The following is a 12,740-nucleotide window of genomic DNA, read 5'->3' as shown; positions in this document are numbered from 1 at the left end:
GGCCTCGACGCGCTGGCGCGCCGCGGCGTCGGGCTCGACGCGGAGCTGGCCGGGCTGGAAGAGTCCTGGTCGCGACACGAGCTCGACTTCCGGGAGATCAGCGGCAACGTGCGCGTGGCCGCCCGCGATCTCGAGACCACGCTGCGCCAGTCGTTCCTGACCGACGGCCGCCCCGACCGCCTGGCGGCCGTCTCGCCCCTGCTGCAGGAGGGCTACTTCCCCGACATCGACGACATATCCGCCATGGCCGGCGTCTTCTTCGACGAGATGCGCGGCGGCGGCGAGGTCGCCCTGCGCGAGACGGAATTCACCGGCCGCGACGGCGAGCGTGTGACGGGACGCGTGCTGACCCTGGGCAAGTTCACGGCCGCCTACGACGACGGACAGGACTGCGGCTTCCTGCGCTGGTCGGTGGACGGGCAGGAGTTCGTGGCGCTGCCGGCCGTCTCGTCCCGCGGGATCGGCGGCGACCTGCGGCGCTACATGCGCGGCGAGAGCGAGACGGTGCCGCTGGACATCTCCGGCGGCGCGGCCCTGCGCCACGCTGGTCGCGACCACGGCCTGGCGGAACAGATCCGCGACGGCGGGCCACTGGTCTGGCCCATCCTCGCCATCGCCCTGGCCGGGCTGGTGATCGTCGTGGAGCGTTTCCTCTTCCTGCGGCGTGTACACGGCAACACGTCCGACCTGATGAGCGAGGTGCACGACCTGGCCGCCCGCGGCGACTGGCGGGCCTGCGAGACCCTGGTCGAGACCCATCGCGGCAAGGGCTGGCCGGTGGTGAACGTCCTGCGCGCGGGCCTGGCGGCGCGCGGCGAGGGGCGCGAGACACTCGAGAGCGTCATGCAGGAGTCCATCCTGCACGAGCTGCCGCGGCTCGAGCGCGCCCTGTCCGTCCTGTCGATCCTCGGCGCGGTGGCGCCGCTGCTTGGGTTGCTGGGCACCGTGACCGGCATGATCACCACCTTCCGCGTGATCACCCTCTTCGGTACGGGCGATCCGCGCCTCATGTCCGGCGGCATCAGCGAGGCCCTGGTGACCACGGAGCTGGGCCTGGCCGTGGCCATCCCCATCATGCTGCTGCACACGCTGCTCTCGCGCCGCGTGGAGCACATCGTGGGCGATATCGAGGAGAAGGCCGTGACGCTGACGAACCTCGTCATGAAGGTGACGTGAGCCGTGGAACTGATCCGCGACATCACCGAATACCTGTCCCAGGGCGGCTGGATCATGATCCCGCTGGGGGCGTGTTCGCTCGCCATGTGGACCCTGATCGCAGACCGCTGGCTGGTCCTGCGGGGACTGGGCCGCGAGGACATCACACTCGCGCGGGCGGTCGACCTGGTGAAGGACGCGCGCGAGGGCGTCCCCGCGGGGGGCGGTCTGCGCGCGACGCTGGTGAAAGCGTTCCGCCGCGAGCGTTCCGGCCGTCCCGGGCCGGACGCCGAGCTGCTGCGCGTCTGCGCCCGTCGCCTGCGGCCTCAGCTGCGGCGCTCCCTGGCGGTCATCGCCGTGCTGGCGGCGGTGGCGCCGCTGCTGGGACTGCTCGGCACGGTGACCGGCATGATCGAGACCTTCGACGTGATCGCCCAGTTCGGCACCGGCAACGCGCGGGCCATGGCCGGTGGCATCTCCGTGGCCCTGGTCACGACCCAGTCCGGCCTGCTGGTGGCCATTCCCGGCCTGTTGCTGGCCGCGATGCTCGCGCGGCGCGCCCGCCGCCTGGAGATGCTGCTGGACGAGGCCGCCGCCGTCCTGGCGCGACACGTCGGACGCCCCGTCGATGCGGGAGGCGAGGCGACATGATCGACGTACGCAGGACCCTGCGCGGCGGCGGCGAGCGGGTCGACATCAACATGGGCCCCCTGATCGACATGGTGTTCCTGCTGCTGATCTTCTTCGTGGTCACCACCAGCTTCGTGAAGGAGGCGGGCATCGACGTCCAGCGTTCGACCGCCGCCACCGCCGAGGTCAAGGAGCGCGGCAACATCATGCTCGGCCTCACGCCGGAGGGCGAGGTGTGGTTCGAGGGACGGCGCATCGACCTGCGCAGCGTCCGCGCGCACGTGGAGCGCGCCCTGGCCGAGGACCCCGAGAGCGGCGTGGTGGTCGTCGCCGACAAGGACAGCCGGACCGGCGACGTGGTGCAGCTCATGGACCAGTGCCGTCTCGCCGGCGCCGCCAACGTGAGCCTGGCGGCCCGGCGCGGCGCGGGGGCGGACCGATGACGGCGGCGGCCGCGTCGCGTCGACTCCTGCCCGGCCGGCTGCTGCGGGCCGTCGTCCTGGCCGTGCTCGTGAACCTGGCGCTGATCGGCGTGGCGGCGCTGCTCACGCGGGAGCGGCCCCTGCAGATGGACATGACCGAGCCGGTCGCCGTCAACCTGGTGACCGTCGCGCCGCCGGCGCCGCCCGCGCCGGAGAAGGTCCGCGAGGTGGAGAAGCCTCCCGAACGGGAACAGCCCGAGTTCCGTCCCGACCAGTGGCGGCCGGAGATGTCGCCGCCGGCGCCCCTGGCGGGACCGGCGGTCGCCATCGACCTCGAGGGTTTGAACCTGGACGCCCTGGACGGCGCGTTCGTCTTCGACGCCGCGGACCTGGATCAGCCGCCCCGGGTCGTGGCGCGCATCCCGCCCGTCTATCCCTACCGCGCGCGCCAGCGCGAGATCGAGGGCCACGTGCGCGTCAGGTTCCTGGTGTCGCCGGAGGGCCAGGCCAGCCAGGTGCAGGTGCTCGAGGCGGAGCCGGCGGGCCTCTTCGAGGAGAGCGTCCTGCAGATCATCCCGAGCTGGCGCTTCAGCCCCGGTCTGATCGACGGCCAACCGGTGGCGTCCTGGATGGCGACCACCGTGCGATTCGAGTTGCGGCCGTGAAGGCGCAGCGCCCGCTCACGCTTCTTCTGGTGCTGACCGCCGCCGGCGCCGCCCTGGCGTTGCCGGTCCCGGACCACGATGAGCGGGAGGCCCTGCAACGCGAACTGGGCGACGTGTCGCGCATGTCCGGCCGTGCGCGCCGGGTCCTGTTCGCGGCCCGCGAACTGCGCGACAGCGGCGAACCCGCCGCCGCCGCCGGCAAGCTGGCCGATCATCTGGCGGAGCACCCGGACCAGGACCATCACCTGCTGCGTCACCTGTGCGGCGACTGTCTCTATCGCGCCGGGCGGGACGAGGAGGCCCTGGCCGAGCAGCGCGCCGCGACGCGTCTGCGTCCGGACTTCGCCGCCGCCTGGCTGGCCTCCGCGCAGACCGCCTACGCGCTGGAGCAGTACGGTCTGGCCGCGGAGGGGTTCGTGCAGGGGTTCCGGCTGGACCCCGATCCGGATCCCGAGTGGTTGCACTACGCCGCGGTGGCCGATGTGCTGGACGAACGTCCCGGCGAGGCCGTGTCCCTGTTGCGGGAACTCGTCGGCGGCGCCTACGGGCCGCCTCGCGCGGCATGGTGCCGGGATCTGGCGGCCGCGGCCATCGCAGCCGGGAACGCCGGCCTGGCGGCGGCGGCGGCCGACACCCTGTGCGCCCGCTTCCCCGACGATCACGCCTCCTGGACCACGTCCTACCAGGTTCATGCCCTGGCCGGCGAGAACGCGGAGGCCGCCGTGGCGTTGACCGTCGCCGGCTACCTGCGCCCCCTCGGCCGCGCGGAGGCCCTGACGCTCGGCGATCTGTACTTCTTCCTGAACGTGCCGACGCTGTCCGGCCGGTACTACGAGGCCGCCCTCGGCGACTCCGCCGGCGTCGACGACTACGAGCGGCTCTCCTCGGCGTGGCTGGCCGCTCGCGACGAGCGCCGGGCGGCCGAGGTCCTGGACCGGGGGCTCGCGCGCTTCCCGTCGCCGCGGCTCTGGTCCCTGCTGGGCGACCTGCGCGTCATGCAGGACGATCAGGAGCGGGCATACGCCGCCTACCGCGAGAGCGCCGCCCTCGATCCCGGCTCCGGGCGGGTTCAGCTGATGCTCGGCTGGTCCGCCCTGGAGACCGGCCGCGCGGCGGAGGCGATCGCCGCCCTGGAGCGCGCAGCGGCAGATTCCGTGCATTCGAGAACCGTTGCGCCCCTGCTGGAGCGGGCACGTCGATCCATCAAATTTTGATATGTCCAAAGAGAGGCTTCCCCTGGCTGCCGGATTGTGATATCGTGTGTTCAGCATCGGGCGTCGCACACATCATGGCAGCGCCCCATCCTAGCTGCTATCGATCGCGACCCCCGAGATGCACGGCCCAGATACTGGAGTATAGCGCACCGCATTTGCTCCCGCGGCGCGTTGTCGGTATACTGAGAACGGGAGAGCGGCGACCACCTGCGCTCACACGCCGTCTTGGAAGCCCGAGCCGCCTCCCGCTCGGCTGGACGGGTTACACCCGGCTCGTTCCCTTGCGAGCGATCCGGGCTTGGGGTTGATCCCGACACCGGCGATTACAAGCACAGCTCAGCAGTTCCCTGCACCGTGCCGGAGACCCGGAAGCGACGCTTCGTCGTATCGGCGATCGGCCAGGTGGAATCGGTTGCGGCGCGCCGCGTGCCGCGGCCGGGGGGGAAGGAGGAGACGATGAGCATGCACTCGTTCTCCGGGAACGCGCCCCGCGCGAACCGCAGGCTCGGCGCCGGACGGAACGCCGGGCTCCATCCGACGGCGAGACCCGCGCGCGTGATCGTCACGCCCGTGGACCCGCCGTCGCATCATCCGCTCTCCAAGCGCGACGTGCAGCGCGTGCTCTCGGTGCTGCCGGCCGGGTCCACCGAGGGCCTGCGGTCGGTGAGCCTGCTCGGTGACATGCGGACCGCGGACGGATATCCGGTCCTCGTCACCTACCGCAAGCACGGTTTCATACGCCTGCACGCCCTGTCGGCAAGGCCCTGGTCCATCGGACCGTTGCGTGCGACCCAGGTGGCGGACCTGTTGCGCTACGGCGCCCGTGTGGACGCCAGCCACCAGGAGACCCGGATCACCTGGACGCCGGAGGCGCTCAAGCTCTACGTCACCATCTGCGCCCTGATGCCGGGCGTCTCCCGTCACCGCCGCGAACGAGAGGGCCTGACGGAACCGGGCGTCATCGTCCGCGCCCTCGACGACGCCACCGAGCCCTGGCTGGTCTCGGACCTGGCCCTGCACCAGTGGGGCGCGTTCCTGCAGGATCGGGCAGGCGAATCCCGGCGCATGAACGCCGGCGCCTAGCCTTGCGGGCTCCTTCGTAATCTGTTGTCCATCCGGCAGTGATTGTGCTACGGTCCGTCCCAGGTCTGTCAACCACATGCCTGGGAGGATACGCATGAGTGCGAAGAAAATTTGGGGGATGAACGGGATCGCCATGGCCCTGGTGGTCCTGGCGCTGTCGAACTGGACCGGTCTGGCCCAGGCGCAGGACGGGAACGATCTGGAGCAACTCCTGGAGGACATGAGCGGCGCGTACGCCGAGGGCTACCTGGCGCCCCTGGTCACCGGCTTCGGCATCAACCAGAACAGCGCCCTCTACCACACCGCCTTCATACCCGGCACGACGGTCACGATCTCCCTCGGCCTGAAGGTCATGGGCACCAAGTTGAGCGACGAGGACCAGACCTTCCGCGTGGTCCGGAACATCACGATCAACGAGGACTACGGCGTCAATCCGGGCGAGGAGGGCTACGGCGAGGACGGGGTGGTGGTCATGTCCGGCCCCACCGTCTTCGGCAGCGAGGACGAGGGCGGCCGGATGACGGTCCTGTACCACGGCCTGCCCGTCCACGTCGAGGATCTGTCCGACCTGACCGGTCTGGTCGAATCGAAGTTCGTGCCCCTGGCCATGCCCCAGGCCTCGGTCGGCGGCATCATGGGCATGGAGGCCACCCTGCGCTGGCTGCCCGACATCGAGATCCAGAGCGGCGTGAAGGTCAAGCTGTGGGGCATCGGCCTCGCGGCGAGCGCCAACTACTGGCTGCCCACCCTGCCGGTCGACGTCAAGGTCGGCTTCTTCAACCAGAGCCTGGACGTGGGCGACTACGTCGCGACCGACGCCAGGAGCCTCTACGTCGTCGCCAGCAAGGAGTTCTCCATGCTGACCGCGTACGGCGGCCTGTCCCGGGAGTCGTCCAGCATGGACGTCACCTACACCTACAGCGGGACCGGCGAGGAGATCGCCTTCTCCCTGGACGGCGTCCAGAAGAACCGCATGACCATCGGCGCCACCCTCAACCTGGGGCTGAAGATCAACGGCGAGATCGGACTGGGCGACCTGACCTCCTTCTCGGGCGGCCTGATGTTCGGGTTCTAGTTCGCGCGGACGGGAACAGAGAGGGGCGGGACCACGCGGTCCCGCCCCTGTTTCGTTCACGGATCGCCGCCTAGGCGGGCGTGATGTCCCCGTCGTCCAGATCGATGTTCCAGACTTCGGCGCCCACGGTCACCGTGGCGGTGTGGCCGGGGAAGAACTCGATCGTCGCGGTGTGGCCGCTCGTGGAGACGATCATCTGGCCGCCCACCGGGTAGTTGCCCGTGTCGAGCAGCACGTCGTTCACCGTGAAGGTTATGTCGACGCCGCCGATGTCCAGGGCGCCGGTGCCGTTGGCCAGGCCGGTGGCGGCCGTGACGTCGAAGGTAACCTCGGCGTTGCTGTCGTCGTCCTGCGGCGGACCGTCGAAGTCGACGGTCAGGAAGTGTTCGCTGTCGGTGTAGACGCGGTCGGGATCGCTGTCCTCCCAGAAGGAGCCGTAGACGTAATCCTCGGCGACGAAGCGCTCCGAGGCCACGGCCTTGTCGGAGAGCTCCTCGAGCACCTGGACCATGGCCACGGTCACGGCGGCGCCCTGGTAGGCGGCGTCCTCGGCCGTGATCTCGGGGTTGTCGTGCGGCGTCACGGCGTCGTCGCTGCACCCGCCAAGGGCGAAGATGGCGATGGCGGACAGGGCCAGCAGCATCAGTATCGCATTAAATCGCTTCATCACGTCCATCCCTCCGGCAATGCACGAAAAGTGCGTGAAACACGCGGATACACAATTCCTCCCCGGGACTGTAGCACATTACGTGCCGCGCTGCCAAGACGTCAACGTTCTTGTGGCGCCAGATCAACGAAGCAGCAATCCGCGGACGACGAGAAGCGGTTTGCCGGGTGTCGCGAGGCTGAACAGGTACGATCCGGAGGGCAGAGGTCGCCCCGCCGCGTCCTCGCCGCGCCATTCCAGGGCGGTGGGGACGGGGCCGATCGCGCCGAACCAGACGGTGCCCAGGCTGCGCCCGGCGGCATCGTGGGCTTCGAGGCGGGCGGTACAGGCGACCGGCGAGCTGGCGATCAGCCGCGTGCGCGGATTGAAAGGATTCGGTGCCAGCCGCAGCGAGGTGCCGGGGCGGACGGGTGTGGCGCCAGTGGCGGGGTCGCTCAAGGCGATGGTCGCGGAGCCAAGCGCGAGGTCGGGTATGGGGTCGGCCTGGGGGTCGGAGAGGTAGACTTCGACGGTGGCCAGGTCGGTCGCGCCGGTCTGCTGGTCGGCCGTGAAGTGCCAGACCAGCAGCTCGCCGGGGCCGGTGGCGTAGCACGCGCCGCCTATGATCACCACGTAGGCGTGGAAGAGCCCCGGCGCTTCCTCCTCGTAATCCTCCCACAGGAAGCACCCCACGCCGTCGTAGATCGAACCCGGCGTGGAGGTGATGCCCGTGACCACGGACGGATCGTATGCGATCCACACCTCGATCGTGCGGATGTCCAGAGGGTCGTCCATGATCACGGCGACGCTGCCATCCGCGCCTGGCGCGATCGATTGCCAGCGAGGCTCCCAGCGCAAGTCGACCGCGCGCGAGGGGGCCGCTGCCGCGAGCACGAGCAACAGGGGAATGATCGCACGAGCGGTTGGTTTCACGGTGGCTCCTGCTTTCCCCGGGTCCCGGCGCCAGGCCGGGACCCGGATGGACGATGACTTGATCGGATCCTACTTCACGAGCGTCATCTTGCGGATCTCGATATCTCGACCCGCTTCGAGACGGTAGAAGTAGGTGCCCGTCGCCACGCGCTGTCGCGCGGCGTCCAGACCGTCCCAGTCGACCTCGTGCGCGCCGGGCGACATCTCGCCGTCGACGAGCGTCCTGACGAGACTGCCGTCGACCGCGTAGATGCTCAGTCGCACCGGCCGCGTGTCGGGCAGCTCGAAGGCGATGGTCGTTTTGGGGTTGAAGGGGTTGGGGTAGTTCTGTGCGGCGGAGAACCTGTCGGGCGTCTGCGAGCCCGTGCCGGTGCTCATGTTGACCCGCACCTCGGCGTTGTCGCTGCGACGCGCGGTGATCACCGGTTCGACCTCCACGTCGGCGTTGAAGGTCACGCGCAGCAATTCACCTTCGCCGATGATGGCGCAGCCACGTCCCATCAGGGCCAGGCTGGCGTCCAGACCGTGGGTGCCGATGTTGGCCACGAAGGACGGCGTCACCTGGGCGCCGAGCAGCTCACCCGCGCTCACATCACAAGCCACTCCCTCGGGAAGGCTTGCACGGAGACGCAACCCTCTGAGGTTTGCGCAGGGTTCGACAAGCTCGAGCGCCCAGGCTGTCGCGTCCACGCGCACCCAGGCCAGGACCGCGGTTGTCGTGCCACCCGAGGGCAGGCGCGGCACCACGTTGTCGTAGTTCATGGCGAAGATCATCAGGTCCTCGAAGTCGATCACGTTGTCGGTGTCGGGGATCCCGAAGCCGCTGGCGTCGTCGGTGGGACCGACGTCGGCGTGGTTGTTGTAACCGCCGTCAGAGGGGTCGTAGCCGAAGGTCGCACCGAGCTCATCGATGTCCGGCACGTCGACGTCGCCGTCATAGACCAAGGGGGGGTCGATGTCGCCGAGCCAGTAGTTGGTGGCCCGGTTCATGGGACCTGCGCCGGGACCGATGTTGTCGGCGGCATCCACGGCGTAGACTTCGTAGTAGTAGATCCCGCGCGGCGCGTAGCTGTCGACGTAGCCGACGGCTGTGCCGGGCACCGTGTCGTCGATCATCTCCCACTCGAGGCTGGCGTCGGCCGCGGCGTGATCCGCGGGCCAGACCGGCTCGAGCGGGTTGTCGTCGTCGTACTCGGGGTAGGCCGAGACGGTCTCGAATCCCGCACCCAGGTTCCAGACGGCGCGCCAGATCTCGTAGTGGTCAACGTCAGAGGCGTCGGGCATGCTCCAGTCGAGGGTAACCTTCTCGTGGCCGGGCGCGGAGGTCAGGTCGTCCACGGCCGGCGGCGCGGTGCAATCCACCGTGAAGGAGACGCCGCTCACGTCGGCGAAGATGTCCACGTTGTCGGGATCGCGCATGCGGTAGGAGACCACCGACACGTCCACGACGCCGTCGCCGGTGGTGAGCAGGTCGAGGGTGAAGAGGTCTCCGGGCGCGCTCAGGCCCGCGGTTGTGCCCAGGATCGAGCCGTTGACGGAGTAGATCCCGCCGCCCTCGTCGAACACGTAGAAGACGGTTGGGTCGCCTACCGACAGCAGGCCTCCGGCTTCGTCGAAGTCGGTGATGTAGTCGAAGCTCACCGGACCGGTCACCTCGATGACCAGCTCGTAGCCGCGCAGGCCGGGCGTGGCGTCGCCGGGTTCGTAGGTGAAGGTCACGGTCTTGGGCTGGCCGCACTGGACCGGGTCGGGGCCGCTTGCGGCCGCCGTGACGGCGGCGCCTGCGGCAGCCCAGGACATGGCCACGCCGGCGGCCGCCTCGCCGCCGACCTCGGGCAGGTGATAGCCGTCCGAGTAGACCCAGCCGCCGGAGGGGTCCTGTGTGGCGGCCAGCCACACGCCGCTGCGGTAGGCGGCGTCCTGCGTGGTCGGTGTCGAGGGCAGGTGGCTCACCAGCGACATCAGGGCGTAGCCGGAGGTCTGCCAGTCGCGGTCGATCTCCGCGGTGGCGCCGTACTGGTCGCTGAAGGCGCCGTCGGCGTACTGGCAGTCCAGCAGCACGGCCTGCAGCCCGGGCAGCTCGTCGGTGTGCACGTCCGCGGTCGCGAAGGCGTCGATGATGCCGGTCACGCCGAGGGTGTACCACCAATAGATCGATGTGCTCCAGGCGGGATCGCTGTCCATGTTGACCCCGTAGACGTCGAAGTAGCCGGGAATCAAGGCGAAGCTGTCCAGGTAGATGACCTCGGCCACGGCCACGGCCTCGATGTCGTGACCGCCCGTGGGGAAGGCGGCGTGCATCTCCATGGCCGCCACGACCCAGGCCGAGATGTCCCAGGGGATGATGCCGTTGCTGTAGCCCTGTCCGTAGCGCCCGTTGCGGATGGCCACGGCGAGGGCCTCCATGGAGCCGTAAACAGTGAGGTGGCGGTCCCAGATGGTCTGCGCGCCGGTCCGGTAGTAGGCGGGGTCGGGGCAGTCCGGCAGGTTCGCGAAGTTCAGCAGGAAGGTCACGTCGGGGCCCGAACGGATCTGCGTGGGCCCGACCGTCACGATGTAGTCCGCGGCGTCCTTCATGGCCGTGAAGTACGAGGCCTTCGGCTCGACGAGATAAGCCTTGTAGATGCCCTGTACCGTCGCCCCGTAGATGTTGGGCGGGCTTGCGTCGGCGCTGTGCTCGAAGGCCATCGTTATCCAGTCCCAGCCGCCGTCGTCGGGATCGGTGTCGACGAGGCCGTTGCCGGCGTTGTCCACGTCCTCGGCGATGTCGGCCTGCATGTAGACGAGATAGTCGGCGCCGGCCAGCAGCGACGCCCGGAAGTCGGTCGGATCGCCGAAGGCCTTCGCCTGCGCCGGGATGATCCCGCGTTCGCCGAGCGGCACGCCTTCGGTCGGCGTGAGGGCCGGTCCGCCGGCCATGGCGCCGGCCGCGACCAGCAGCAAGGCCAGTGCTGTAAGGGTTCTCATGTGTCTCTCCCTCTCGATGGACATGGTGCTCCGTCATGATGTGAGACGGGGCTCCCTCCCCGCTGTGGGACGGGGCCCCGGCACGAGGCCGGGGCCCTTGGCGGTTGTGTCTACTTCATCAGCATCATCTTGTGGACCTGGGAGTCGGTCCCCGCGTCGATGCGGTAGAAGTAGGCTCCCGAAGCGACATCCTGGCGGCGGTCGTCGCGGCCGTCCCAGACGACCTCGTGCGAACCGGCCGGCAGCGCGCCGTCGACCAGCATCCTGACCAGCGAACCGTCCACGGCGTAGACGGCCACGCGGACCTCGCGCCCCTCGGGAAGATCGAAGGCGATGGTGGTCTTGGGATTGAAGGGGTTGGGGAAGTTCTGACGCGCGGCGAACCGCAGCGGCGTGAGGGCCTCGGCCTCGGTGGTCAAGCTCACCTCAAGATCGCCGTTGCTCCCGTCGCGGGCCGTCACCCGCGGAGCGAGCTGGACGTCCCGGCTGAAGCTCACGCGCACCAGCTCGCCCTGGCCGCAGATCGAGGTGCCGCGGCCCAGCAGGGCCACGCCGGCGTCGAGTCCGCGGTCGGGCGCGTTGGCCGCGAAGCCCGGCCCGGACTGTTCGGCCAGCAAGTCGCCGACCGACACTTCGCAAGTCACGCCGTCGGGCAGGGGCGCCCTCAGGTGCACGCCCTTGAGGTCGGCGCAGGGCTCGGCCAACACCAGCGCCCAGGTCGTGGCGTCGATCCGTTGCCACACCAGAACCGGTGTCGGCGTCCCGCCGGCCGGCAGGCGCGGCGACACGTTCCCGAAGTTCAGGGCGAAGACCATCAGGTCCTCGAAGTCGACCTCGCTGTCGGTCTCGGGGATGCCGAAGCCGCTGGTGTCGTCGGTGGGACCCACGTCGACTTCGTTGTTGTAGCCTCCATCGCCGGTGCCCCAGCCGTATGTTGCGGCGAGCTCGTCGATGTCGAGAACGTCCACGTCTCCGTCGTAGGGCGTGTCCACGTCGCCGAGCCAGTAGTTGGTGGCCCGGTTCAGGGGACCCGCGCCAGGGCCTATGTTGTCGACGGAGTCCACGGCATAGACCTCGTAGTAGTAGATCCCGCGCGGGGCGTGGCCGTCGACGAAGCCGACGGCGGTGCCGACCACCGTGTCGTCGATCAGCGTCCATTCGAGGCTGGCGACGGCCGCGGCGTGGTCGAAGGGCCACACGGGTTCGGTCGGGTTGTCGTCGTCGTACTCGGGGTAGGCCGAGACGGTCTCGGAGCCCGCACCCAGGTTCCACACGGCGCGCCAGATCTCGTAGTGGTCCACGTCCGAGGCGTCGGCCATGGTCCAGTCGAGGTTGACCTTCTCGTGCCCGGGTGCAGAAGTCAGGTCGGTAACGCCCGGTGGAGCTGTGCAGTCGACGGTGATGGTCGCGCCGCTCACCAAGGCGCCGATGTCGCCGTTGAGCAGGTCGCGCAGTGTCACGTCGGACAGCGTCACCGTGCCGGCGCCGTCGCTAACGGGGTGGAAGGTGAGCCGGAACAGGTCGGCCTCGGCGGCCAAGCCCGTCGATCCGCCCAGGATGGCGCTGTCGACGGTGAAGGTGCCGTCGAGGTTGTCGATGACGTCGAAGTAGTCGGCGCCGAAGCCGCCGAAGACGTCCAGGTCGTCGATGTCGCCGGCGCCGAAGGTCAGCTCGGCCGAGCAGCCCACCGTGATGGTGAAGCCGCGCAGCTCGGGCGTCATGGCGTCGGAAGTGTAGTGGACGTTCAGGGTCACGGTCTCGCCGCAGTTGATCGGCCCGCTCGTCGCGGGCAGCGCGGCCACGGCGGCGGCACCGGACCAGGGCTCGAAGAGCACGTAATCGCTCACGCGGTTCCCCTGGCCGGCCGTATTGAGGGGGTCGTGATACGGGCCGGTGGCGTGGCCCCACCAGTTGTTGAGGGCGTCGAACTCGAACCCGTTGGTGGGGACG

The 12,740-nt window shown here is 69.5% G+C and carries 11 protein-coding genes; 7 read left to right on the top strand and 4 right to left on the bottom strand.

The features are described 5' to 3' along the window. From KJ554_02945 to KJ554_02915, 7 genes are all read left to right on the top strand, one after another. On the top strand, window positions 1-1,176 hold a 1,176-nt coding region (locus tag KJ554_02945), incomplete at its 5' end, for a MotA/TolQ/ExbB proton channel family protein (GenBank protein ID MBU0741295.1). Between the two features lie 54 nt (window positions 1,177-1,230). Continuing rightward, the gene (locus tag KJ554_02940; protein ID MBU0741294.1) at window positions 1,231-1,806 is read left to right on the top strand and encodes a MotA/TolQ/ExbB proton channel family protein; all 576 of its coding nucleotides are present in this window, start codon (window positions 1,231-1,233) and stop codon (window positions 1,804-1,806) included. Next, the gene (locus KJ554_02935) at window positions 1,803-2,228 is read left to right on the top strand and encodes a biopolymer transporter ExbD (protein MBU0741293.1); all 426 of its coding nucleotides are present in this window, start codon (window positions 1,803-1,805) and stop codon (window positions 2,226-2,228) included. The genes KJ554_02940 and KJ554_02935 overlap by 4 nt, the downstream gene beginning before the upstream one ends. Then, window positions 2,225-2,872 carry a TonB family protein gene (locus KJ554_02930; GenBank protein MBU0741292.1) on the top strand — a complete coding sequence of 216 codons (648 nt, stop codon included), beginning with the start codon at window positions 2,225-2,227 and terminating at the stop codon, window positions 2,870-2,872. Before KJ554_02935 ends, KJ554_02930 begins: the two co-directional genes overlap by 4 nt. After that, window positions 2,869-4,086, top strand: coding sequence for a tetratricopeptide repeat protein (locus tag KJ554_02925; GenBank protein ID MBU0741291.1), 1,218 nt, complete (start codon window positions 2,869-2,871; stop codon window positions 4,084-4,086). The genes KJ554_02930 and KJ554_02925 overlap by 4 nt, the downstream gene beginning before the upstream one ends. Window positions 4,087-4,542: 456 nt before the next feature. Then, entirely contained in the window at window positions 4,543-5,169 is a 627-nt protein-coding gene (locus tag KJ554_02920) for a hypothetical protein (GenBank protein ID MBU0741290.1), read from the top strand. A 94-nt stretch (window positions 5,170-5,263) separates the two neighbouring features. After that, a complete protein-coding gene (locus KJ554_02915) occupies window positions 5,264-6,244 on the top strand; it encodes a hypothetical protein (protein ID MBU0741289.1) in 981 nt (326 codons plus the stop codon). Between the two features lie 70 nt (window positions 6,245-6,314). Here the strand turns inward: KJ554_02915 and KJ554_02910 are convergent, their stop codons facing one another. The 4 genes from KJ554_02910 to KJ554_02895 all read right to left on the bottom strand — a co-directional run. Then, window positions 6,315-6,911, bottom strand: coding sequence for a hypothetical protein (locus KJ554_02910; GenBank protein ID MBU0741288.1), 597 nt, complete (start codon window positions 6,909-6,911; stop codon window positions 6,315-6,317). A 123-nt stretch (window positions 6,912-7,034) separates the two neighbouring features. Further along, window positions 7,035-7,823: a hypothetical protein gene (locus KJ554_02905; protein ID MBU0741287.1), complete on the bottom strand. Its 789-nt coding sequence runs from the start codon at window positions 7,821-7,823 to the stop codon at window positions 7,035-7,037. Between the two features lie 69 nt (window positions 7,824-7,892). Continuing rightward, a complete protein-coding gene (locus KJ554_02900; GenBank protein MBU0741286.1) occupies window positions 7,893-10,790 on the bottom strand; it encodes a hypothetical protein in 2,898 nt (965 codons plus the stop codon). Window positions 10,791-10,900: 110 nt separating this feature from the next. Then, window positions 10,901-12,740: hypothetical protein (locus KJ554_02895; GenBank protein ID MBU0741285.1), on the bottom strand; the 1,840-nt coding region annotated here is incomplete at its 5' end.

The organism is bacterium, from assembly GCA_018814885.1.
Lineage (GTDB): Bacteria > Krumholzibacteriota > Krumholzibacteriia > LZORAL124-64-63 > LZORAL124-64-63 > JAHIYU01.
This window is presented reverse-complemented; position numbering and strand designations above follow the sequence as displayed.